21 protein-coding genes are annotated in these 23,375 nt (G+C 72.1%); 10 read left to right on the top strand and 11 right to left on the bottom strand.

Annotated elements, in window-relative coordinates; genetic code table 11:
• Positions 1-204 precede the first annotated feature (204 nt).
• The gene (locus tag ACIBSW_RS08920; protein WP_354728804.1) at positions 205-1,965 is read left to right on the top strand and encodes a serine/threonine-protein kinase; all 1,761 of its coding nucleotides are present in this window, start codon (positions 205-207) and stop codon (positions 1,963-1,965) included.
• Positions 1,966-1,998: 33 nt separating this feature from the next.
• On the opposite strand, the gene ACIBSW_RS08915 is transcribed toward ACIBSW_RS08920, so the two are convergent.
• Positions 1,999-4,455 (bottom strand): Tex family protein, encoded by a 2,457-nt coding sequence (locus tag ACIBSW_RS08915; RefSeq protein ID WP_354728806.1) that lies wholly within the window; start codon positions 4,453-4,455, stop codon positions 1,999-2,001.
• Between the two features lie 97 nt (positions 4,456-4,552).
• Between ACIBSW_RS08915 and ACIBSW_RS08910 the strand changes: the two genes are divergently transcribed.
• Entirely contained in the window at positions 4,553-5,602 is a 1,050-nt protein-coding gene (locus ACIBSW_RS08910; protein WP_354728808.1) for a zinc-binding dehydrogenase, read from the top strand.
• Here ACIBSW_RS08910 and ACIBSW_RS08905 read toward each other — a convergent pair.
• Entirely contained in the window at positions 5,580-6,548 is a 969-nt protein-coding gene (locus ACIBSW_RS08905; protein ID WP_354728810.1) for a LuxR C-terminal-related transcriptional regulator, read from the bottom strand. The genes ACIBSW_RS08910 and ACIBSW_RS08905 overlap by 23 nt on opposite strands.
• 76 nt (positions 6,549-6,624) lie before the next feature.
• Here ACIBSW_RS08905 and ACIBSW_RS08900 point away from each other — a divergent pair, with 76 nt between their 5' ends.
• Entirely contained in the window at positions 6,625-7,344 is a 720-nt protein-coding gene (locus ACIBSW_RS08900) for a protein phosphatase 2C domain-containing protein (protein WP_354728813.1), read from the top strand.
• A gap of 59 nt (positions 7,345-7,403) precedes the next feature.
• On the opposite strand, the gene ACIBSW_RS08895 is transcribed toward ACIBSW_RS08900, so the two are convergent.
• Complete coding sequence (locus tag ACIBSW_RS08895) at positions 7,404-7,616, bottom strand: hypothetical protein (RefSeq protein ID WP_404799281.1); 213 nt, start codon at positions 7,614-7,616, stop codon at positions 7,404-7,406.
• A gap of 227 nt (positions 7,617-7,843) precedes the next feature.
• Between ACIBSW_RS08895 and ACIBSW_RS08890 the strand changes: the two genes are divergently transcribed.
• Positions 7,844-7,969, top strand: coding sequence for a hypothetical protein (locus ACIBSW_RS08890; protein ID WP_354728817.1), 126 nt, complete (start codon positions 7,844-7,846; stop codon positions 7,967-7,969).
• Between the two features lie 128 nt (positions 7,970-8,097).
• The gene (locus ACIBSW_RS08885; RefSeq protein WP_354729885.1) at positions 8,098-8,634 is read left to right on the top strand and encodes a GNAT family protein; all 537 of its coding nucleotides are present in this window, start codon (positions 8,098-8,100) and stop codon (positions 8,632-8,634) included.
• Positions 8,635-8,646: 12 nt separating this feature from the next.
• On the opposite strand, the gene ACIBSW_RS08880 is transcribed toward ACIBSW_RS08885, so the two are convergent.
• The 5 genes from ACIBSW_RS08880 to ACIBSW_RS08860 all read right to left on the bottom strand — a co-directional run bounded on the left by ACIBSW_RS08880 (position 8,647) and on the right by ACIBSW_RS08860 (position 16,361).
• Entirely contained in the window at positions 8,647-9,063 is a 417-nt protein-coding gene (locus ACIBSW_RS08880; RefSeq protein WP_354729887.1) for a VOC family protein, read from the bottom strand.
• 18 nt (positions 9,064-9,081) lie between these two features.
• On the bottom strand, positions 9,082-11,190 hold the full coding sequence (gene glgB / locus ACIBSW_RS08875; protein WP_354729905.1) for a 1,4-alpha-glucan branching protein GlgB: 2,109 nt from the start codon (positions 11,188-11,190) through the stop codon (positions 9,082-9,084).
• 71 nt (positions 11,191-11,261) lie between these two features.
• On the bottom strand, positions 11,262-12,572 hold the full coding sequence (locus tag ACIBSW_RS08870) for a maltokinase N-terminal cap-like domain-containing protein (RefSeq protein WP_354729888.1): 1,311 nt from the start codon (positions 12,570-12,572) through the stop codon (positions 11,262-11,264).
• Positions 12,569-14,344 carry a maltose alpha-D-glucosyltransferase gene (gene treS, locus ACIBSW_RS08865; protein WP_354729889.1) on the bottom strand — a complete coding sequence of 592 codons (1,776 nt, stop codon included), beginning with the start codon at positions 14,342-14,344 and terminating at the stop codon, positions 12,569-12,571. The genes ACIBSW_RS08870 and treS overlap by 4 nt, the downstream gene beginning before the upstream one ends.
• Positions 14,345-14,390: 46 nt before the next feature.
• Positions 14,391-16,361 carry an alpha-1,4-glucan--maltose-1-phosphate maltosyltransferase gene (locus ACIBSW_RS08860; protein WP_354729891.1) on the bottom strand — a complete coding sequence of 657 codons (1,971 nt, stop codon included), beginning with the start codon at positions 16,359-16,361 and terminating at the stop codon, positions 14,391-14,393.
• Positions 16,362-16,687: 326 nt separating this feature from the next.
• Here ACIBSW_RS08860 and ACIBSW_RS08855 point away from each other — a divergent pair, with 326 nt between their 5' ends.
• From ACIBSW_RS08855 to ACIBSW_RS08845, 3 genes are all read left to right on the top strand, one after another.
• The gene (locus tag ACIBSW_RS08855) at positions 16,688-17,236 is read left to right on the top strand and encodes a hypothetical protein (RefSeq protein ID WP_354729893.1); all 549 of its coding nucleotides are present in this window, start codon (positions 16,688-16,690) and stop codon (positions 17,234-17,236) included.
• Positions 17,237-17,323: 87 nt separating this feature from the next.
• The gene (locus ACIBSW_RS08850; protein WP_354729895.1) at positions 17,324-17,827 is read left to right on the top strand and encodes a sigma-70 family RNA polymerase sigma factor; all 504 of its coding nucleotides are present in this window, start codon (positions 17,324-17,326) and stop codon (positions 17,825-17,827) included.
• Entirely contained in the window at positions 17,817-18,695 is an 879-nt protein-coding gene (locus ACIBSW_RS08845) for a hypothetical protein (RefSeq protein WP_354729897.1), read from the top strand. Before ACIBSW_RS08850 ends, ACIBSW_RS08845 begins: the two co-directional genes overlap by 11 nt.
• Before the next feature lie 17 nt (positions 18,696-18,712).
• Here ACIBSW_RS08845 and ACIBSW_RS08840 read toward each other — a convergent pair whose 3' ends face one another.
• Positions 18,713-19,174, bottom strand: coding sequence for a PPOX class F420-dependent oxidoreductase (locus tag ACIBSW_RS08840; RefSeq protein ID WP_354729899.1), 462 nt, complete (start codon positions 19,172-19,174; stop codon positions 18,713-18,715).
• A 5-nt stretch (positions 19,175-19,179) separates the two neighbouring features.
• A complete protein-coding gene (gene ppgK, locus ACIBSW_RS08835; protein ID WP_354729901.1) occupies positions 19,180-19,959 on the bottom strand; it encodes a polyphosphate--glucose phosphotransferase in 780 nt (259 codons plus the stop codon).
• A gap of 282 nt (positions 19,960-20,241) precedes the next feature.
• Between ppgK and ACIBSW_RS08830 the strand changes: the two genes are divergently transcribed.
• On the top strand, positions 20,242-21,036 hold the full coding sequence (locus tag ACIBSW_RS08830; RefSeq protein ID WP_404799280.1) for an RNA polymerase sigma factor SigF: 795 nt from the start codon (positions 20,242-20,244) through the stop codon (positions 21,034-21,036).
• A gap of 12 nt (positions 21,037-21,048) precedes the next feature.
• On the opposite strand, the gene ACIBSW_RS08825 is transcribed toward ACIBSW_RS08830, so the two are convergent.
• Complete coding sequence (locus ACIBSW_RS08825; RefSeq protein WP_354730067.1) at positions 21,049-21,999, bottom strand: phosphatase PAP2 family protein; 951 nt, start codon at positions 21,997-21,999, stop codon at positions 21,049-21,051.
• A gap of 244 nt (positions 22,000-22,243) precedes the next feature.
• Between ACIBSW_RS08825 and gsmA the strand changes: the two genes are divergently transcribed.
• Positions 22,244-23,365, top strand: coding sequence for a sporangiospore maturation cell wall hydrolase GsmA (gene gsmA / locus ACIBSW_RS08820; RefSeq protein WP_354730065.1), 1,122 nt, complete (start codon positions 22,244-22,246; stop codon positions 23,363-23,365).
• The last annotated feature ends 10 nt before the right edge of the window (positions 23,366-23,375 follow it).

Below are 23,375 nucleotides of genomic sequence, written 5' to 3'. Positions count from 1 at the left end.
CGCACGCTCTCATGACGGTAAATCTAACCCTCTGGGCCCCGGCCGGGCGCCCCCGGCGCAGCGGCGTCCGGGCACGGAACAGTGTCGGTTAGGCGGCATTGGGCGGACGGGTCTTCGCAGGTAATGACATCGCCCGATAGGGTGAGCTTTCTGTCGGGGGCGAGCGGACGGCATCCAAGCCGCCGGGGGCGTAGGAGTAGCGGCATGTCGGACGAGCGGACCAGCCCGCTGCGCCCACTCGACCCTCGTAAGCTCGGTTCTTACGAGCTGATCGGCCGGCTCGGTGAGGGCGGCATGGGCACGGTCTACCTGGCCCGCAGCGCCGCCGGCGTGCTGGTCGCCGTCAAGATGGTCCGCGCCGACCTGGCGCCCGACGACGAGTTCCGCCGCCGGTTCCGCAGCGAGGTCAACCGGGTCCGCGAGGTGCCGCCGTTCTGCACCGCCGAGGTGCTCGACGCCGACCCCGACCACGAGCAGCCCTACCTGGTCGTCGAGTACGTGGCCGGGCCGAGCCTCGCCGAGGTCGTCGAGGGGCGCGGCCCGCTCACCGCCTCCAACCTGCACAGCGTCGCGATCGGGGTGGCCACCGCGCTGACCGCGATCCACGGCGCCGGAATCATCCACCGCGACCTGAAGCCGCGCAACGTGCTGCTCGCGCCGGGCAGCCCGAAGGTCATCGACTTCGGCATCGCCCGGGCGATGGAGGCGACCAGCGCGCACACCCGCACCGACCAGATGGTCGGGACGGTGGCGTACATGGCGCCCGAGCGGTTCGGCTCGGACACCCCGCTCACCCCCGCCGCAGACGTCTTCGCCTGGGGCGGCGTCGTCGCGTACGCGGGCACCGGGCGCACCCCGTTCAGCGCGGACTCGCCGCCCGCCACCGCGGCGCGCATCCTCACCCAGCCGCCGGACCTGTCCGGCCTGTCCGGCCCGCTGCGCGACCTCATCGCGCACGCGCTGGAGAAGGACCCGGCCAACCGGCCCAGCGCCCGCGAGCTGCTCGATCTGCTGATCACCGGGCCGCAGCGGCCGGCCGCCGCCGGCGCCGCCCTGGACCACCAGCCCGGGCTGCGGATCGCCGCCGAGGAGGCGCAGGCGGTCACCGGCTACCACCCGGCCCGCCAGCTGACCGCGGCCGCGGCGGCGTCGAACCTGGTCGGCTACGACGAGAACTCGATCGTCACCCAGCCCGTGCCGACCTCGCCGGCCGGGCCGACCACCCCGTTCAGCCACGACCCCGCGCCGCGCCGCCCGTGGGTGCTGCCGGCCGCCGTCGGCCTGCTGGTGCTCGCGCTCCTGGCCGTCGCCGGGCTGACCGCGACGTACTGGCCGCGCGACGGCGGCACGCCCGAAGCCGCGGTGACCAGCAGCCCGGCGGCCGAGCCGGACCGGCCCGTGGTGAGCGCGCTGCTCGAGGACGCGCTGCTGGAACAGCGGCTGTGGCACCCGTCGTCGGACGCCGGCGAGGGTGCGAGCTGCTCGTTCGACGCCGGCCTCGTCGTGCGCCGCGAGACCCGCGGCGTCTTCCGCTGCCGCGGCCCGGAGGACGCCGAGCCGAGCGACCTGCAGGCCGAGGTCGGGCTCCGCCTGCTGACGCCGGACAGCTGCGGCTCGATCTGGTTGCGCTTCAGCGGCTACCGCGGCTATCAGGTCCGGGTGTGCGAGCACAACGTCTACGTCGGCACGCACAAGTCGGCCGAGATGAAGGTCTACAAGACGTTCCCGCTGGACGACAACGCGATCGGGGTCGGCGCCACGCCGACCCGGATCACGGTCAGCATCGTCGGCGAGACGCTCGAGGTGCTGCGCGACGGCGAGCTGGTGGGCAGCGTGCCGGTGCAGGACCCGGACATCACCGGCGGCCGGGTGGTGCTCGGCATCTACACCGAGCGCGACGCGCCGCTCGCGGGGCCGTACTCGGTCGCCTTCAACGACATCAAGATCTGGCCGATCAGCCGCTGAGGCCGGGCCCGCGCGGGCCCGGCCGCAAGTCGCTCAGTCCTTCGTCAGTCCCGCGCGCCGCAACGCGTCGGCCATCGCGCCGCCGTTGAAGTCGCCGCCCGCCGAGCCCTGCCCGCGGCCGCCGCCGGAACGCTGACCGCCGCCCTGGCCGCCGCCGGAGCGCTGGCCGCCGCTCTGGCCGCCGCCCTGCCGTGGCTGCCGCTGGCCGCCGCCCTGCCGTGGCTGCCGCTGGCCGCCGCCCTGGCGCGGCTGACCGCCCCCGCCCTGGCGTGGCTGGCCGCCGCCCTGGCGCGGCTCGCGGGGGCCGCGCTGCTCCGGCTTGTCCTCGAGCTTCATCGTCAGCGAGATCCGCTTGCGGGCCTCGTCGACGTCGACGACCCGCACCTTGACTACGTCGCCGGACTTCACCACCTCGCGGGGATCCTTGACGAACGTGTTCGACAGCGCCGACACGTGCACCAGGCCGTCCTGGTGCACGCCGACGTCGACGAACGCGCCGAACGCCGCCACGTTGGTGACCACGCCCTCGAGGATCATGCCCGGCCGCAGGTCGGCGATCTTCTCGACGCCCTCGGCGAACGTGGCCGTGGTGAACGCCGGCCGCGGGTCGCGTCCCGGCTTCTCCAGCTCGCGCAGGATGTCGGTGACGGTCGGCAGGCCGACGGTGCCGGTGACGAACTTCTCCGGGCGCAGGCCGCGCAGCAGCGCGCTGTTGCCGATCACCGTCTTGAGGTCGCCGCCGGCCTCGGCCAGGATCGTGCGGACCACCGGGTAGGACTCCGGGTGCACGCTGGAGGCGTCGAGGGGGTCGTCGCCGCCGGGGATGCGCAGGAAGCCGGCGCACTGCTCGAACGCCTTGGGGCCGAGCCGGGCGACCTTCTTGATCGCCGAGCGGTTCCGGAACGGGCCGTTGGCGTCGCGGTGCAGGACGATGTTCTCCGCCAGGCCCGCGCCGATGCCGGAGACCCGGGTCAGCAGGGGAGCGGACGCGGTGTTGACGTCGACGCCGACCGCGTTGACGCAGTCCTCGACCACCGCGTCGAGCGACTTGGAGAGCTTCATCTCGGACAGGTCGTGCTGGTACTGCCCGACGCCGATGGAGCGCGGGTCGATCTTCACCAGCTCGGCGAGCGGGTCCTGCAGGCGGCGGGCGATGGAGACCGCGCCGCGCAGCGAGACGTCCATGCCGGGCAGCTCCTGCGACGCGTACGCCGAGGCCGAGTAGACCGACGCGCCCGCCTCGGAGACCATCACCTTGGTCAGCCCGAGGCCGGGGTGCAGCTTGATCAGGTCGGCCGCCAGCCGGTCGGTCTCCCGCGACGCGGTGCCGTTGCCGATCGCGACCAGGTCGACGTTGTGCTGCTGGGCGAGGGTGGCCAGGGTGTGCAGCGACTGGTCCCACTTGTTCTGCGGCACGTGCGGGTAGATCGTCGAGGTCGCCACGCACTTGCCGGTCCCGTCGACCACCGCGACCTTCACGCCGGTGCGGAAGCCGGGGTCGAGCCCCATCGTCGCCCGGGTGCCGGCCGGCGCGGCGAGCAGCAGGTCGCGCAGGTTGGCGGCGAAGACGCGCACCGCCTCGTCCTCGGCCGCCTGCCAGAGCCGGACCCGCAGGTCGGCGCCGAGGTGGATGAGGATCCGGGTGCGCCACGCCCAGCGGACCGTGTCGAGCAGCCACCGGTCGCCGGCGCGGCCGTGGTCGGTGATGGCGAACCGGCCGGCCACCGACGCCTCGAAGGACGACGGCGCGCCGTCCTCGGCGCCCTCCTCCGGCTCCATGGTCAGGTCGAGGACGTCCTCCTTCTCGCCGCGGAACATGGCGAGGATGCGGTGCGAGGGCAGCTTGGTGAACGGCTCGGCGAAGTCGAAGTAGTCGGCGAACTTGGCGCCGTCGGCCTGCTTGCCGTCGCGCACCTTGGCGATCAGCCGGCCCTTGGTCCACATGCGCTCGCGCAGCTCACCGATGAGGTCGGGCTCCTCGGCGAAGCGCTCGACGAGGATCGCCCGGGCGCCGTCGAGCGCGGCGGCCGCGTCCGCGACGCCCTTGTCGGCGTCCACGTAGGCCGCCGCCTCCACCTTGGGGTCCCGGGTCGCGTCGCCGAGCAGCAGGTCGGCGAGGGGCTCCAGGCCGGCCTCGCGGGCGATCTGCGCCCGGGTCCGGCGCTTGGGCTTGAACGGCAGGTAGATGTCCTCGAGTCGGGCCTTGGACTCGGCGCCGAGGATCTGCGCCTCGAGGGCGTCGTCGAGCTTGCCCTGCGAGCGGATCGACTCGAGCACGGCGGCGCGGCGGTCCTCGAGCTCACGCAGGTAGCCGAGCCGCTCCTCGAGCGTGCGCAGCTGCTGGTCGTCGAGGGTGCCGGTGACCTCCTTGCGGTACCGGGCGATGAACGGCACCGTGGCGCCGCCGTCCAGCAGGTCGACCGCGGCCGTCACCTGGCCCTCGCGGACCCCGAGCTCCTGGGCAATGCGCTGATGGATGGCGGTAGTCACGCCGACGATTGTGAACCAGACGTCCGACACTTGTCGCGCCGCCCCACGAAACAGCGGTTGACGATCACCCCGGCCGGGCGCGGGTAGGGTCACCGTCATGCACGCTGCCATGTGGTACGGCACCCGGGACATCCGCTGGGAGCAGCGCCCCGATCCGGCGATCCAGCTGCCGACGGACGCGGTCGTACGGGTCGTCGCGGCCTGCGTCTGCGGCTCGGACCTGTGGACCTACCGGGGTGCCCGGCCGCCCGCCGATCCGCACCCGATCGGCCACGAGTTCGTCGGCGTCGTCGAGGAGACCGGCGCCGGCGTCACCACGCTGAAGGCCGGCGATTTCGTCATCTCGCCGTTCTCGATCAGCGACGGCACCTGCGCGCACTGCCGGCGGGGCGTCACCACGTCCTGCGATCAGCTGCAGTGGTACGGCGGCCGGGACCGCGACGGCCGCGTCCTGGACGGCGGGCAGGGCCGGTACCTGCGGGTGCCGCTCGCCGACGGCACCCTGCTCGCGACGCCGGGCCTGCCGGACACCGGGACGGTTCCCGCCCTGCTCGCCCTCTCCGACGTGCTGGTCACCGGTCACCACGCCGCCGTGTCCGGTGGCGCCGGCCCCGGCCGCACGGTGGCGGTCGTCGGCGACGGCGCGGTCGGCCTGTGCGCGGTGCTCGCCTCCGTCCGGCTCGGCGCGGAGCGGGTGATCGCCTTCTCCTCGCACGCCGACCGGCAGCAGGTCGCCACCCGCTTCGGCGCGACCGACATCATCGCGGCGCGCGGCGACGAGGGCGCCGCGGCCCTGCACGACCTGCTCGCCGGCGAGGGCGCGGACGCGGTGCTCGAGTGCGTCGGCAACAAGGAGTCGATGGCGCAGTCGGTGGCGTCGGTGCGCCCGGGCGGCCGCATCGGCTACGTCGGCGTGCCGCTCGGCGGCGCCGAGCTGCCGATCCAGAAGATGTTCGACGACAACATCGCGGTCGCCGGCGGCGTCGCGCCGGTCCGGCCCTACCTGCCGGAGCTGCTGGCGGACGTGCTCGGCGGCACGCTGGACGCGAGCGCCGTCTTCGACCTGCACCTGCCGATGGAGGAGGTCGCGCAGGCGTACGCCGCGATGGACGAGCGCCGGTCGATCAAGACGCTGCTGTGGCCCTGAGGTCGCGCTGAACCGCCCACAGCGCGGCCTCGGTGCGGGAGACCGCCCCGGTCTTGCGCAGCAGGTTGGAGACGTGCACGGTGACCGTGCGCACCGAGATGCCCAGCGCCCGGGCGATCTGCTTGTTGGACATGCCCTCGGCCAGGCAGCCGATCACCTCCCGCTCGCGGGCGGTCAGGTCGGGCTGCTCCTGCAGGTAGGTCGGCAGCGTGGCGTCGGCGAGCGCCTCCGGGCCGCCGGCCATCGCGAGCAGCTCGGTCAGCCGGTACGGGTTGCCGCCGGTGCGGCGCCACACCGCCTCGGCGACGTCGGCCGGCGGGCGGCTCTCCTCGTACACGTGTTCGAGAATCTGGGCCACCTGCCCGGCGGTCAGCGCACCCAGGTGCTGGCGCACGGCGCCGGGCGCCCCCGACAGGCGGGCCAGGACCCGGGCCGTGAGCAGCGGGGAGACCGCCGCGTCCGGCGGCCGGCTGGTCACCAGCAGCAGGGCCGGCAGCTCCGCGCCGGCCAGCTCGCCGATCAGGTTCAGGCTGGCCGGGTCGAGCGCGTGGAGATCCTCCACCACGAGTACGGCCGGACGGCCGTCGACCAGCGTCCGCACCGTGGCGACGGCGAGCCGCAGCAGCGCGTCGGGCGTGTAACGCTCCCGGGGGACATCGGGGTCCTGCGCCAGCCAGGCCAGCGCGTCCGGGGGCACCGGCAGGTCGGGGCGGGGGCCGAGCCCGGCCAGCACCGCCGCCAGCCAGTCGTAGGGCGCCGGCGAGTGCAGCCGCGCGGAGCCGGAGAGCACCACCTGCGGGGTCGTGACCTGCAGGGCCGCCGCGACCAGGGTGCTCTTGCCGGTGCCGGGCGGGCCGGTGACCACGGCGGGAACGCACCTGCGGCGCGCGTCGACGCGCTCCCAGGCGCGCGTGAGCTCATCCAGCGCGCCCGCTCGTCCCACCATCGGTACCGGCATCACCTCTCAACACTACGTACTACGTACTACAGACACCGCCTCAGCCCTTTGGCAGTCTTGTGACATGAGTGTCGTGCTTCGTGCGGTCGCCGCCTCCGACCAGGGCCTGGTCAGGTCGAACAACGAGGACGCCGTCTTCGTCGGCGACCGGCTGCTGGTGGTCGCCGACGGCATGGGCGGGCTGCCGGCCGGGGAACTGGCCAGCGACATCCTGGTCCGCACCCTGGCCGAGGTCGACACCCTGCCGGACACCGGCGAGCCGCTGCAGGACCTGATCGCGGCGCTGGACACGGCGAACGAGCGGATCGAGGCGGCCGTCGCGGACGACGACACCCGCGACGGCATGGGCACCACGGTCACCACGCTGCTGCTCTCGGGCGAGCGGCTGGCGGCGCTCAACGTCGGGGACTCGCGCTGCTACCTGAGCCGCGACGGCGAGCTGACGCAGCTCACCCGCGACGACACGTACGTGCAGGCGCTGGTGGATCAGGGCGTGCTGACGCCGTCGGACGCCCGGCGGCACCCGCAGCGGGCGCTGGTGACCCAGGCGGTGCAGGGCGGGCCGTTCCGCCCGGCCGGCCGGATGGTGCCGGTGCGCGTCGGCGACCGGTTCCTGCTGTGCAGCGACGGGCTGAGCGACTACGTCGAGGACGAGGTGATCGCGACCACGCTGCGCTCGTACCCGGACCGGCAGGTGTGCGCGGCCGAGCTGATCGCCCGCACGCTGGAGGCCGGCGCGCCGGACAACGTCTCGGTGATCGTCGCGGACGTCGAGGCGGACTAGTCGAGCGCGGTGTCCGCGGTGGCGCCTGCGACCCCGTAGCCCATACCCGGGCGCGACACTCAGGATTCGTCGCGGGCGTTCCTTCGCGCGATGAAGACGGAGCCGACGACCACACCCAGGCCCGTACCCAGGGACAGACCTAGCCCGACACCGAGAGCGAGGTTGTCGAAAACACCCCCGGCGACGACGCCGAGGAGAAGGCCGAAGACAGAGCCGAATGCGATCCAGAAACCGAGACCTTCGGCCCCCAGGGGCGTGTTCCTGCTGATCATCGCAGCTCCCAGGACTCGGGCGGATAGACCGACAATCTGGCGGCCCACCACGGCGGCCGCGCAACCGACTTCCGCCACAACATATCCCCTGACATCAAAGTCCCGGCTCACGTCTCGATTCACCAGTCCGGGCGCCGCGACGCTGACTGCCGTCGTCACCCGGGCCGACGAGCCGGTCCGGGACTGGGCCGGCAAACGGGTCGGTTTCAGCGTGCGGGACGGCGGCCGTGACCAGCGGGGCCGCGGCCGCTGACCGGGTGGGCTTCAGCTGGGCATTCAGCGCGGACCAGAACGATGCCGGCGAGTGGGCCCGGGCCCGGGTCGGCACCTGCGTCGCGCCGGCCGGCGGCTGACCGTCCGCCGTGCCGGCACGGCGGTAGGTGTGCGCGGAGCGGCGGGTACCACGGTGCTCGCCGCTCCGCGCACCCGGCCCGCACGGTGGCCGGCCGCGGGGGCCGCCGGTGGCGCTAGGCTCGCGGCTGTGCTGATCGCGACCGAACGGCTGGTGCTGCGCCGCTTCCGCGCCGGCGACGCGGAGACCCTGGCGGCCTACCGGTCGGCGCCGGAGGTGGCGGTCTACCAGTCGTGGCGGGCGCCGTATCCGCTGGAACGGGCCCGCTATGCGATCGAGACGATGGCCGCGGCGGATCCGGAGCAGCCCGGCTGGTTCCAGTACGCGATCGAGCTCAAGGACGGTCGCGAGCACGTCGGCGACGTCGGGGTGAACCTGAACGACAACCTCATGCAGGCCGAGATCGGTTACACCCTCGCACCGCGGCGGCAGGGGCACGGCTACGCCACCGAGGCGGTCCGGGCCGTGCTCGACCACCTCTTCCGGGTGCGCGGCCTGCACAAGGTCTCGGCGGAGTGCGACGCCCGCAACGTGGCGTCGGCGCGGGTGCTGGAGCGCCTGGGCTTCACCCGCGAGGGCCTGCGGCGCGGCCACACCTGGATCAAGGACGAGTGGACGGACGACCTGATCTACGGCCTGCTGAGGACGGACTACCTCGCGTCCTGAGAGCCCGCCGGGTCAGGGCCGGGGCGCGCCGATGTTGACCATCCACTCGATGCCGAAGCGGTCCTGGCAGGAGCCGAACTCGTCGCCCCACATCTGCTTCTCGAGCGGCACGCTGACCGTGCCGCCCTCGGCGAGCTTGGCCCACCATTCGCGCAGCGTGTCGGCGTCGTCCCCGCTGAGGCTGACGGCGATGTTGTTGCCGGCCGTGTGCTCCATGCCGGGCGGCGAGTCGGCGGCCATCAGCGTGAGCCCGCCCTCGACCTCCAGCAGGCCGTGCATGACCTTGTCGGCCAGCGATGGGTCGGGGGCGCCGAACTCACCGAAGGTGTTGATGGTGAGCGTCCCGCCGAAGACGGAGTGGTAGAACTCCATCGCGGCCCGGGCGTCGCCGCCGAGGAACGAGATGTACGGGTTCAGTCGAATAGCCACTCTCGCACGATAGACCCCCTACCCCTCGTAACGGAGCCAGACGGCGCCCAGCGGCGGTACCCGCAGCGAGGCCGACGCGTCGAGCCCGTGCCACGGCAGCGCCTCCGCGTGCACCTCGCCGAGGTTGCCGACGCCGGAGCCGCCGTACAGGGTGCTGTCGGTGTTGACCACCTCGCGCCACACGCCGGCGGTCGGCAGGCCGATGCGGTAGCCGTCGTGCGGGATCGCGGCGAAGTTCACCACGCAGGCCAGCGCCGCGCCGTCGGGCGCGAAGCGCAGGAACGAGAACGTGTTGTGCTGCGAGTCCTCGCTGGTGATCCAGCGGAAGCCGCCCGGCGTGGTGTCCTGCGACCAGATCGCCGGGGTGCGCCGGTACTCCCGGTTCAGGTCCTGCACCAGCCGGTGGATGCCGCCGCCGCGGGCGGCGTCGTCCAGCAGGCCCCAGTCCAGCCCGCGCTCCTCGCTCCACTCCTGCTCGTCGCCGAGCTCGGCGCCCATGAAGAGGAGCTGCTTGCCGGTGAACGCCCACATGAAGCCCAGCAGCGCGCGGGTGTTGGCCAGCTTCTGCCACAGGTCGCCGGGCATCTTGCCGGTGAGCGAGCCCTTGCCGTGCACCACCTCGTCGTGGCTGATCGGCAGGATGTAGTTCTCGCTCCAGGCGTACACGGTGGCGAAGGTCATCTGGTGGTGGTGCCACTGCCGGTGGATGGGCTCCTTACCCATGTAGGTCAGGGTGTCGTTCATCCAGCCCATGTTCCACTTGAAGCCGAAGCCGAGGCCGCCGAGGTGGGTCGGCCGGGTGACGCCCGGCCACGCCGTCGACTCCTCGGCGATGGTCACCACGCCCGGGTAGTTGCGGTAGACCGTCGCGTTCATCTCCTGCAGGAAGCTGATCGCGTCGAGGTTCTCCCGGCCGCCGTACTGGTTCGGCGTCCACTCGCCGTCCTTGCGGGAGTAGTCCAGGTAGAGCATCGACGCGACCGCGTCGACGCGCAGCCCGTCCGCGTGGAACTCCTCGCACCAGTACAGCGCGTTGGCCACCAGGAAGTTGCGGACCTCGCGGCGGCCGAAGTCGAAGACGTAGGTGCCCCAGTCGGGGTGTTCGCCGCGGCGCCAGTCGCCGTGCTCGTAGAGCGGGGTGCCGTCGAAGCGGGCCAGGGCCCACTCGTCCTTGGGGAAGTGCGCGGGCACCCAGTCCAGGATGACGCCGATGCCGGCCTGGTGCAGCTTGTCGACCAGGTGGCGGAACTCGTCGGGCGAGCCGAACCGCGACGTCGGCGCGAAGTAGCCGGTGACCTGGTAGCCCCACGAGCCGCCGAACGGGTGCTCCATCACCGGCATCAGCTCGACGTGGGTGAAGCCCGTCTCGACCACGTAGTCGACCAGCTGCTCGGCGAGCTCGGTGTAGCTCAGGCCCGGCCGCCACGAGCCGAGGTGCACCTCGTACGCGCTCATCGGCTCCTGGTGCCACTGCTTGGTCGCGCGCTCGGACATCCAGGCGGAGTCCTGCCACTCGTAGGTGGACTCGTAGACCACCGACGCCGTGCGCGGCGGCACCTCGGTGTGCTGTGCCAGCGGGTCGGCCTTCTCGCGCCAGACGCCGTCCCGGCCGAGGATCTTGAACTTGTACTTGGCACCGGTTGCCGCGCCCGGAACGTAGATCTCCCAGACGCCGCTGCTGCCGAGCGAGCGCATCGGCCAGCCGTCGTACGGGCCCCAGCCGGCGACGTCGCCGATGAGCTGCACGCCGCGGGCGCCGGGCGCCCAGACGGCGAAGCCGACGCCGTCGCCCTTGGGCTGCGCGCCCAGCACCTTCCACAGCTTCTCGTGCCGGCCCTCGCCGATCAGGTGCAGGTCCAGCTCGCCGAGGGTCGGCAGGTGCCGGTACGGGTCGTCGCAGACCGTGCCGTCGACGTCGAGCTCGTAGTCGAGCACCGTGCCGGGCAGCTCGACCGCGAAGATGCCGTCGGGGTGCACCTGAGTCATCGCCGTGCGCTCGCCGCCGACGACGACGGACACGTCCTTGGCGCCCTTGCGCATGGTGCGGATGACGGTGTGCCCGCCGGAGGGGTGCGCGCCCAGCAGCCCGTGCGGGTCGTGGGTGTCGCCGGACATCACCGCGTTCATCGCGCGCTGGTCGCCGGCCAGGCCGGGTGGGGTGCTCTGCCCGATCATCGGTACTCCTTCTCCGGGGGTCATCAGCGTACGAGCCGGGAGATCGACCGCAGCGGGATCCGCAGCCATCCGGGCCGGTGCCGCGATTCGTACGCGGCCTCGTAGACCGCCTTGTCCAGCTCGTACGCGGCGAGCAGCGAACCGTGCTCGCGCGGATCGTGCCCGGCCGCCGCCGCGTACCCGTCGCAGAAGGAGTCCCGGTTGCGGTCCACCCACTCGCGGGCCCGTACGCCGAGGTGTTCGTCGCCGTCGGAGTCCACCAGCAGCTGGTATGCCGCGTACTCGTAGCTGCGCAGCACGCCGGCGATGTCGCGCAGCGGCGAGTCGGGCAGCCGCCGCTCGTCGAGCGGCTGGCCGGGCTCGCCCTCGAAGTCGATGAGCAGCCACGCCTCCGGGACCCGCAGCACCTGGCCCAGGTGCAGGTCGCCGTGCACCCGCTGCACCGAGACCAGCTCGCCGGTGAGCTTGCGGAACCGCTCCTCGATCGCCGGCGCGTAGTCGCGCAGCTCGGGCACGGCGGCGGTCGCGGTGGCGAGCCGCGCGACGACGGCGTCCACCGGGAACGGCGACGGGCCCGAGCCGAGCTCGGCCGCGAGGGTCCGGTGCACCGAGGCGACCGCCTCGCCGAGGCGGTAGGACTCGCCGGCGAAGTCGCCGCCGACCTCGTCGGCGCCCATCTCGGCGTCGGCGAACAGGTCCCGGGCGCTGGCGGTGGCCATCGCCCAGCCCTCGGCGGAGTTCACCGCGTACGCGGTGACCATGCCGAGCGGGCACGGCCGGCCGTCGACGTTGATCTCGAAAGAGCCGAGCAGCCGGGCGACGTGCGGGTTGCCGGCCCGGCCGAGCACCCGGTTGAGCTCGATGTCGGGGTTGACGCCGACGTCGACCCGGCGGAAGACCTTGAGGATGGCCTCCTGCTCGAAGATCACGCTGGTGTTGCTCTGCTCCGCGTCGAAGACCCGCGCCTCGCACTCCAGCGGGAACGACGCGCCGGGCTCGGACTGGCAGACGATGTCGCCGACGGTGGCGTCGGAGGAGATCAGCGACAGCAGGAACGCCGCGGCGGCCGGGTCGTACAGGCCGTCGTAGCCGGTGCGCTCGCCGTCGGTGCCGATCGTCGCCACGGTGCTGAACTCGGAGATCGGCCCGGAGTCCCAGGCCACCAGGACCTGGTAGCGCTCGGTGCTGCCGTCGGTGTAGTCGACGTCCAGCAGGACCAGGTCCAGGTCGTCCTTGAGCGGGGTGGACGAGGCCTGCCGGACCTCCCGCAGGGTCCGGCTGCGGCCCGCGTACCAGCGTTGCTGGGACAGCCATTCGGCATAGGGCAGCGTCATTGCTTCTCCTCCGACCCGCACAGCTGGAACCAGTAGAACCCGTGCCCCGGCAGGGTCAGCAGGTACGGCAGGTTGCCGATGCGCGGGAAGTTCACGTGCCCGGTCAGCTCGACCGGCGTGTACGCGTTCCAGTGCTGCAGGTTCAGCTCGATGGGCTGGGGGAAGCGCGAGAGGTTGTTGACGCAGAGCACCACGTCGTCGCCGTCCTCGCGCAGGAACGCGAGCACCGACGGGTTGGAGCCGCCCAGCTCGCGGAAGTTGCCGGTGGCGAACGCGTCGTGGCGGCGCCGCACCGCCAGCATCGTGCGGGTCCAGTTGAGCAGCGACGTCGAGCTGTCCCGCTGGGCCTCCACGTTGACCGACTGGTATCCGTAGATCGGGTCCTGGTTGGCGGGCAGGTAGAGCCGCCCGGGGTTGGCGGTGGAGAATCCCGCGTTGCGGTCCGGCGTCCACTGCATCGGGGTGCGCACGCCGTCGCGGTCGCCGAGCCAGATGTTGTCGCCCATGCCGATCTCGTCGCCGTAGTACAGCACCGGCGAGCCGGGCAGCGACAGCAGCAGGGCGGTGAACAGCTCGATCTGGTTGCGGTCGTTCTCCAGCAGCGGCGCCAGCCGCCGGCGGATGCCGACGTTGGCCTTCATCCGCGGATCCTTGGCGTACTCGGAGTACATGTAGTCGCGCTCTTCGTCGGTGACCATCTCGAGCGTCAGCTCGTCGTGGTTGCGCAGGAAGATGCCCCACTGCGCCATGTCCGGGATCGGCGGGGTCTGCGCCAGGATCTCGGAGATGGGGAAGCGCGACTCGCGCCGTACCGCCATGAAGATGCGCGGCATCAGCGGGAAGTGGAACGCCATGTGGCACTCGTCGCCGCCGGTGTCGGGGTCGCCGAAGTACTCGACCACGTCGGCGGGCCACTGGTTCGCCTCGGCGAGCAGCACCCGGCCGGGGAACTCGTCGTCGATCACCTTGCGGCAGTGCTTGAGGAACGCGTGCGTCTCGGGCAGGTTCTCGCAGTTGGTGCCCTCGCGCTCGAACAGGTACGGCACCGCGTCCAGGCGGAAGCCGTCGATGCCCAGGTCGAGCCAGAAGCGCAGGACGTCGATCATCGCCTCCTGCACGGCCGGGTTGTCGTAGTTGAGGTCCGGCTGGTGCGAGAAGAAGCGGTGCCAGTAGAACTGCCGGCGCACCGGGTCGAACGTCCAGTTCGACTCCTCGGTGTCCACGAAGATGACCCGGGCGTCGGAGTACGGCTCGCTGGTGTCGCTCCACACGTAGTAGTCGCCGTACGGGCCGTCGGGGTCGCGGCGCGACTCCTGGAACCAGGCGTGCGAGTCGGAGGTGTGGTTCATGACCAGGTCGGTGATGACCCGGATGCCGCGCTTGTGCGCCGCGTCGAGCAGGGCGACGAAGTCGTCGACCGTGCCGAACTCGGGCAGCACCCGGTAGAAGTCGCGGATGTCGTATCCGCCGTCGCGCAGCGGCGAGTCGTAGAACGGCGGCAGCCAGAGGCAGTCGACGCCGAGCCACTGCAGATAGTCCAGCCGCTCGATCAGCCCGCGCAGGTCGCCGGAGCCGTCCGAACTCGAGTCGTAGAAGGCCCGGACCAGCACCTCGTAGAAGACCGCGCGTTTGAACCAGGTCCGGTCCGCCGGCAGCGTCCGGGCATGACCGAAGTCGTCGGCGGTGGGGTGTTCGACCACCCCGTCCTCGACGTGGCTGCCTTCCGTGGGATTGTGCTCGACGCTCGCGCCGAGTCTGGTCGTCAGATCCATCAGACGTTCACCTACCCCACCCCGCAGGAACTGAATCGCTGTGCCGCTAATGGCGTGGGTGCACCACGAACACGTGCGCCGGCTCGACGTTCGGGTCGATCCGGACGGCGTTGTGCTGACCCCACTCGTACGTCGCCCCGGTCAGTTGGTCGGTGACGGTGAACCGTTCGTGCCAGTCCATGCCCAGGGCCGGCATGTCGAGGGCCGTGTTGCCCCATTGCACGTTTGCCGAGTCGAACGAGCAGATCACCAAAACGGTGTTGCCTGTCTCCGGATCGCGTTTCGACCAGCACAGCAGCGACGGATTGTCGATGCCGTGGAACTCGGTGTTCCGCAGCCAGTGCAGGGCCGGGTTGTCGCGCCGGATGGCGTTCAGCTTGGTGATGTACGGCGCCAGTGTCCGCCCGGAGCGTTCGGCGCCGGCCCAGTCCCGCGGCTTCAGCTCGAACTTCTCGTTGTCGATGTATTCTTCCGCGCCCGGCCGGTTGACGTGCTCGAAGAGCTCCAGCCCCGAGTACATGCCCCAGGACGGCGAGAGCATGCTCGCCAGCACCGTACGGATCTTGAACATCGGCGGGCCGCCGTGCTGCAGCGACTCGTGCAGGATGTCGGGGGTGTTGGGCCAGAAGTTGGGGCGCATCCAGTCGATCGAGGCCTTGAGCTGGTCCACGTACTCGCGCATCTCCCAGGCCGTGGTGCGCCAGGTGAAGTACGTGTACGACTGGGTGAAGCCGATCCGGCCGAGCCCGTTCATCATGGCCGGCCGGGTGAACGCCTCGGCCAGGAACAGCACGTCCGGGTCGGCCGTCTTGACCTTGGAGATCAGCCACTGCCAGAACGTCAGCGTCTTGGTGTGCGGGTTGTCCACCCGGAAGATCTTGACGCCGTTCTCGACCCAGTGCAGGACGATCCGCAGGACCTCCTCGCGCAGGCCGCGGGGATCGTTGTCGAAGTTGATCGGGTAGATGTCCTGGTACTTCTTCGGCGGGTTCTCCGCGTACGCGATGGTGCCGTCGGCCCGGGTGGTGAACCACTCCGGATGCGTCTTGACCCACGGGTGGTCCGGCGCCGCCTGCAGCGCCAGGTCCATCGCGACCTCCATGCCGTTGTCCCGGGCGACCGCGATGAAGTCGCGGAAGTCCGCCAGGTCGCCGAGCAGCGGGTTGATCGCGTCGTGGCCGCCCTCGTCGGAGCCGATCGCCCAGGGCGAGCCGACGTCGATGCCCTCGCGGGCGACCAGGGTGTTGTTGCGGCCCTTGCGGTTGATCTTGCCGATCGGGTGGATCGGCGGCAGGTAGAGCACGTCGAAGCCCATCGCCGCGACGGCCGGGATGCGCCGCGCCGCGGTCGCGAACGTGCCGTGCCGGATCGGGGTGGCGTCGGGGCCGATCTCGGCGCCCTCGGAGCGCGGGAAGAACTCGTACCACGAGGAGTACAGCGCGCGCTGCCGGTCGGTCCAGATCGCGTACGACCGGGTCGTGGTGACCAGGTGGCGCACGGGGTTGTGCCAGAGCAGCTTCTCCAGCTCCAGCGCGGGGGAGACCCGGGAGAACAGCGAGCGGCTCTCGTCGCGCAGCGCCGCGGCGGCGGCGCGGACCCGCTCCTCGTCGGCGGCCGGCACGATCTTGGCGGCGAGGTCCAGCACGTCGGCGCCCTCGGCCAGGTCGTTGGCCAGGTCCTCGAGGCCCTGCCCGGCGCCGATCTTCTTGGTGACCGCGTTGCGCCAGGTCAGGTAGGGGTCGTCGAACGCCTCGATGGTGAACGTCCACCGGCCGACCCGGTCCGGCTTGATCACCCCGTGCCACCGGTCCAGGCCGGGCTCGCCGGGCACGAGCCGGGTGAACGGCTCGGGCGCGCCGTGCGGGCCCTTCCATACCACGTTCACGCCGAGGGCGTGGTGGCCTTCCCGATAGGACACCGCGGAAATGGGCACGAGCTCGCCGACCACCGCCTTGGCGGGATAGCGGCCACAGGACACCGATGGCGTCACATCTTCGATGGGAAAGCGACCGGTCATGATCTCCACCGTAATCAGAAAGCGCAGGGGCGGGCTTGGCGACGGGCGAATTCCGGGCAGCCGTCAGCCATCGGTCTCCGGATTGGAGCAACCGCGAACGGCGACGCATCCGGTGGTTTCAACCTACCGGAGAGCGCTCGGGACGGCCCCTCGTGGCGCGCCCTCGCGAGCGCCACGAAGGTGGTCAATTCCGCGTGAACGCGGTTGCGCGTCGGTTGCCGTGCGTTGCCATCGGGGCGAGGCTCCTCATCCGGCCCGCTCCGGAGCCGAGAAGTACGGCTGACGCACCCCGTGCCGGGGTGGCACCGAGACTTCTGGAGGGCTCCATGGCCGGTCCGTCCGCCGCGCTGTCGCCGGTCATCGCGGCGAGCACGCACTGGCTGGTCCGGGCGTACCCGTCCAGCGGCGCCGACCGCTCCGCCGACACGCTCGCCGAGCTGCAGGCGCGCCAGGCCGTGACGGTCGCCGCCTGGCTGCGCTACCCGACGCCGGTCGACGCCGAGCTGGTCGCCATCGCCGGCCCGGGCGGCTCCGCCGTGCTCGACTGGCGCGCCGGCAGCGAGCCCGACGACGACCTGGCCGACGGCGAGGGCTGGCGCACCTGGGTCGACGAGGTCGTGGTCAGCTGGGCCGCCTGCCTGCTCGCCGACCCGCAGCTGGCCGCCCGCGCCGTCGACTCGGTCGCCGCGGCGGTCCCGGCCATGGACAGCCGGCCGCGCCCACGACGCGTGGGTGACTTGCCGAGCGAGTTCCGCCGGCTGACCGCCCCCGACGCCCGCGACCTCGAGGCCGCGGCCCTGCTGCGCCACCCGGATCTGCTCGAGGCCGTCTCCGACCTGCACCGCGAGGACCTGGTCTACCTGCTCTGCGCCTAGCGCGCCGGAAATAATCGGCGTGCCGCGCAGCATTTCCGTGCGCCGCCCCGTTCTGCTGATAACTGTGCGGACGACGGGGGACGAGGGATGCGCGATGCGCAAGGGTTCGACGAGTTCTACCGGGACACGTCGCTACGGATGGTGCGCTACGGCTACGCCCTGACCGGTGACCTCGCCGAGGCGCAGGACATCGTGCAGGAGGCGTACACCCGAGCCTGGCGGCACTGGCGCACGGTCGCCGTGCACCCGGCGCCGGAGGGCTGGCTGCGGCTGGCGATCTCCCGGCTGGCCACCGACCGGTGGCGGCGGCTCAGCGGCCGGCGCGCCGCGCTGATCAGGTCGGGACCGCCCGAACCCGCCCCGCCGCCGAGCGAGGACACGGTCCTGCTGACCGCCGCCCTGCGCCGCCTGCCCGCACACCTGCGCCAGGCCGTCGCCCTGCACTACCTGTTCGACATGTCCGTCGCCCAGATCGCGGCCGAGACCGGCTCGCCCGTCGGCACCGTGACGTCCTGGCTGCACCGCGGCCGTACCGACCTGGCCGCCATCCTCTCGGCGGGACGACCCGTGGAGGTGCACGATGCCGAATGATCTCGAGAACGCGTTCGCCGCGCTGTCCGACGACGCCCGCCACGCCCGGCTCGCACCCGCCGCCGCCGTGCGCCGCGCCGCCGACCGCCGCGCCGTCACCCGTGCGCTCGGCGCCGTGGCCGCGGCCGCGGTCCTGGTGGCGGGCGTGACCGTCGGCGCGCGCCTGGTCCTGGCCGACGACGCCCACCCGCCGCTGCCGCCGGCGCAGAGCACCACGCCGACGGCCGCACCCTCGGCATCCTCCACACCGTCCACATCGGCCACGCCCTCGTCGACGGAGGCCGGCACGCCGTCGATCCCCGCGTCGATCCCGGCCCGGGCGTTCCTCGGCCGCTCCGACGCCAACGTGGCCTCGCTGCGGCGGCTCGACCCGCCGGAAGGCCCGCCGGAGTTCTGCGCGGCGGCCCGCTACCCGTCCGACGCGCGGGCCGGGGTGCGGGGGACGGTCTCGATCCTCTACCGGGCGAACGGCGACGACGCGGAGCACACCCCGTCCGGCGAGGTCCACGACACGGTCACGGTCTACTCCGGCGACGGCGCCGAGGACTTCATGGACGAGTTCCGGGCGGCGGTGCGCGCCTGCCCGCGTGGCGAGCGGGAGCACCTGACGTTCACCTACCGGTCACTGGGTTCGCTCGGCGTGGGCGACGAGTCGGTGCTCGTGCAGGGGTCGACGCCGGCCCGCGGCGACGACGGCGAGCTGTCCGGCGACGGGTCGACGTACCGGGTCTACGTCGCCGCGGTCCGGATCGGCGACTCCGTCGCGCTGGTGGAGAACCGCGGCTACGAGTCGATCTCGGCCGAGCGTACGGTCGCCGAGGGCTTCGCGCGCCGGGCCGCCGAGCGGCTGGCGGCCTGGCGGGACTGAGACGGCCGCCGGGTGAGTCAGGCGAGGCGGGCGGGGAAGCCGCCGGTCGCGATCGGGCCCCAGCGCTCGATGGTCACCCGGATCAGGGACTTGCCCTGCGCGCGCATCGCCGCGCGGTACTCGTCCCAGTCCGGGTGCTCGCCCGAGATCACCCGGAAGTACTCGACCAGCGGCTCGACCGACTCGGGCAGGTCGATGACCTCGGCGACGCCGTCGACCTGCACCCACGGCCCGCCGAAGGAGTCGGAGAGCACGCAGACGCTGACCCGCGGGTCGCGGCGGATGTTCGCCGCCTTGGCCCGCTCCGGGTAGGTCGAGATGACGATGCGGCCCTGCGCGTCCACGCCGCAGGTGTTCGGCGACGCCTGCGGGCGGCCGTCCCCGCGGGTGGTCATCAGGATCGCCTGGTGCCGGGTGCGGAGGAACTCGAGCAGCTCCTCGCGCCCGACCTTCGTGGTGGTCGCGACGGTGCGGGCCACGGCACTCAGCCCCGCAGCGCGGCGTCGACCGCTATCGCGCCGGGCAGGCCGTGCGCCTGCTCGGCCGTGACGGCCGCGCCGATGATGCCGGCGTTGTTGAGCAGGCGCGCGGGGACGATCGGGGTGCGGATCTCGATCAGCGGCAGCCACCGGTCCGACTTCTTGCTCACCCCGCCGCCGACGATGAACAGCCGCGGCGACAGCAGCATCTCCACGTGCCGCAGGTAGTCCTGCACCCGGCCGGCCCACTTATCCCAGCTCAGGTCCTCCTGCTCGCGGGCGCGGTCGGAGGCGCGCAGCTCGGCGTCGGCGCCGTCCAGCTCGAGGTGGCCGAGCTCGGTGTTGGGTATCAGGATCCCGTCGAGGAACAGGGCGCTGCCGATGCCGGTGCCGAAGGTCAGCATCATCGTCAGGCCGTGCTGCTCATGCCCCGCGCCGAAGGCGACCTCGGCGACGCCCGCGGCGTCGGCGTCGTTGAGCACGGAGACGGGCTTGCCGAGCCGCTCGCTGAACAGCTGCGCGGCGGGCGCGTCGATCCACGACTTGTCCACGTTCGCGGCGGTCCGGGTGACCCCGTCGACGACCACGCCCGGGAACGTCACGCCGACCCGGTCGAAGCCGTCGAACTGGGCGGCCACCTCGGCGACGGCCGCCACGACCGCGCCCACGTCGGACGGCTGCGGTGTCGGTACCCGGTGCCGCTCGGCGAGCAGCTCTCCGCGCACGGTGTCGACCGGCGCACCCTTCACGCCGGAACCGCCGATGTCGATGCCCAGGATGGCCATGCCATTACTCCGTCTCCGGTGCGTTTCCGATGCGTGTACCCACACACACCCGGAACCGAATCGTGCCACCCCCGCCGATCCGACCGTGGCACGGCCTCGGTAAGAGGTACAAGCGCCCGCTGCAACTTCTAACAGGTGACGATCTTCCCCGGCCGCATGGTAACGGAATGTCACTCATACTTTCGGCTAGTCAAGCCTCCTCCGCTCGGCTAGCGTGGGGTGAAGTGAACGGTCGCCGCGTGCGGGCACGGCTCTCTGCCCGCCTGATGGAGGACCCCTCAGATGATCGTCACCGCTGCTGTATCGACCACGGTGAGTGAAGTCTCCGCCCAGGAGAGCGCCGCCGAACTACTCGACCTGATGGCCGCGACCCCGGTGGCGGACCGCCGGCGCGCCGCACTGCGGTGCCGGGCGATCGAGGCCTGGCTGCCGCTCGCCCGCCACCTCGCACACCGCTACTCCGGCCGCGGCGAACCCACCGACGACCTGGTCCAGACCGCCACCGTCGGCCTCATCAAAGCCGTCGACAAGTTCGACCCCGACCGCGGCGTCGACTTCGCCGGCTACGCCATCCCCACCATCATCGGCGAGATCAAGCGCCACTTCCGCGACCGCACCTGGTCCGTACGCGTACCCCGCCGCCTGCAGGAACTGCGCCTGGCCATCACCGAGGCCAACAGCACCCTCACCCACACCCTCGGCCGCTCACCCACCGTCGCCGACATCGCCGTCCACCTCGGCGTCACCGAGGAAGACGTCCTGGAAGGCCTCGAAGGCGCCCGCGCCTACAACGCCACCAGCCTGTCCACCCCGATCAGCGCCGACGGCACCACCGAACTCGGCGACACCCTCGGCGACACCGACCACGAGTTCGAGGTCGCCGAAACCCGCGTCGCCCTCGGACCGGCCCTGGCCACCCTCGACGAGCGCGAGCAGAAGATCCTCACCCTGCGCTTCTACGGCAACCTGACCCAGTCCCAGATCGCCGACCAGATCGGCATCTCCCAGATGCACGTCAGCCGCCTGCTCACCAGGGCGCTGACCAAGCTGCGCACCCAGCTCGACCCGGTGTTCTAGGCACCCGGTGTTCTAGGCGCCGCGGCGGGCGGCGGGTTTCTTCGGCCTGGCGGGCGCCGCAACGGCCGGCTGCGGCCGGTCGCCGGCCGCCAGCCGTACCCAGATCACGAAGACCGCGGCGACCACCGCCGCGATGCCGGCGATGCCCGCGGCGAACGCGAACCGGCCGGAGACGAAGTCGGGCATCGCGCTCTCGGCCAGGACCACGGCGCCGACGCCGAGCAGCCCGGCCAGGGCGCTGAGCGCGCCGACGCCGCCGAAGATCAGCATGGCCATCCGGTTCGGCCGGACGGTGACACCGGTGCTCGTGGACCGGTACGCCCGGACCAGTGCCGACGCGCCCGCACCCCAGGCCAGCACGACCAGCAGGGCGGCGACGGTGTCGCTCGGCCGGTGCCACTCGGCCCAGACGGTGGCGACCGCGATGATCGTCACGTAGGCCGCGCCGATCAGCGCCACGGTGCCGCGGATCGCGAACGGCAGGACCAGGATCAGCGCGAACGCCACCGACGCGGCCGCGGTGGTGTGCCCGCTGGGGAACGAGTTCGGCGCCGGGAAGTCGTCCAGGTTCGGCCTGGGCAGGCGGAGCTTGAAGAGCCGGGTGCTGGCGTTGGCGCCGAGCACCAGCACGCCCGCGGCGACCGCCAGGTCGACCCGGCGCCGGACGAAGCCGATCGCCGCGGCGGCCACGCAGACCAGCACGAGGCTGGCGAGCGTGGTGCCGTTCAGCGCCCGGTTCAGCACCTCGACCACGCGCGGGTGGTCGACGTCGGCGCCGCGCATCATCAGCGTGTCGACGGACTGCCCGAGAGGGGTCCGCACGCAGGCGAGGTAGACCGCGACGACGCCCGCGGCGGCCAGCAGCGCGACGAACGCGTGCCCCACCGCGTGCCAGAAGCCCCGGCCACCCCCGCGGTCCACGGGTTCCGGTGTCTTCGCGGCTCGGCGTGCCAGGGCCGTCATGGGTGGTGTCCTCCTGAAGCTCACGGGTGCGCGGTTCCGCTTTGCCCAGTCGGCACGCTTCTCAAGCCTCTCAAGCGCTCGTGCGGCGGGGAATCATAGTCCCCTTTCGTGGCGTCCGGCCCCACCGGCCCCACATCCGCCCGCGGCAACCCCGGTGCACCTGCCGTCCTCCCGCCCCGCAACGGCGCGACGAGACCTTGATGAGGACGCCGCGCAAAGGTGCCGGCCGAGATGGGGGATCGGGATGTCGAACACCAGCCGCCGAATGCTCTCCGCGCTGTTGCTTCCTGCCGGGCTGTTCGCCGGGCTGGTCGTGGCTCCCGGTGCCGCAAACGCCGCCGGGGTGTCGGCAACCGTCCGGGCCGCCGACACGCTCAAGGTGCGCTCCGCGCCGTCGCAGTCCGCGAAGATCGTGGGAACGGTCCGCAGGAACCAGAAGGTGACGATCTCCTGCGTCATCACCGGGCAGCGGGTCAAGGGCACGATGCGCACCACGACCGCCTGGGACCGGATCGGCACCGACCGCTACATCTCGCACGCCTACGTGAAGGCGTCGGGCAAGATCCCGCGCTGCGCGTCGAAGCCGGCCGCGCCCGCCGCCGCCAGGTACGTGGTCGGCACGGTCAAGAGCGCCACCGGCGCCGTCACGCTGCGGGCCGCCGCGTCGGCCAAGGCCGCCACCGCCGGCACGCTCGCCAGCGGCGCGAAGGTCGACCTGGTCTGCTCGGTCACCGGCGACCTGGTCAAGGGCACTGTCCGGTCCACCACGCAGTGGGACCGCACCCGGGCCGGCGGCTACATCCCGAACGCCTACATCTACTCCGGCAAGCTGGCCGCCTGCCCGGCACCGGCACCGGCACCGGCGCCCGCGCCGCCCGCGGTGAAGCTGACGCCGGAGCAGTTCATCAAGGCCTCGGCGCCCGGCGCGCAGGCCGGCTGGCGCGAGTACGGCGTCCCGGCGTCGGTCACCCTCGCCCAGGCCATCCTCGAGTCCGGCTGGGGCCGCAGCTCGCTGTCGGCGACCAGCAACAACTACTTCGGCATCAAGTGCCAGGACGGCCGGTACGGCAAGCTCGCCAACGGCTGCCGCACCGTGCGCACGCAGGAGTGCACCAAGGCCGGCAAGTGCTTCGAGACGTCGGCGGCCTTCCGTACCTACGCCAGCCCGGCGCACTCGTTCCGGGACCACGGCAGCTTCCTGCAGGTCAACAGCCGCTACGACGGCGCCTTCGCCTACACCAAGGACGCGAACAAGTTCATCATGAAGGTGTGGAAGGCCGGCTACGCGACCGACCCGAACTACTACACCAAGGTCACCGGCCTGATGAAGAAGTACGACCTCTACCAGTACGACACCTGGAAGTGAGCCGGCGCCG

Source organism: Actinoplanes sp. NPDC049668 (genome assembly GCF_044465445.1).
Lineage (GTDB): Bacteria > Actinomycetota > Actinomycetes > Mycobacteriales > Micromonosporaceae > Actinoplanes.
Note: the sequence above shows the minus strand (reverse complement) of the source record. Positions and strands in the feature narration are given on the sequence as shown.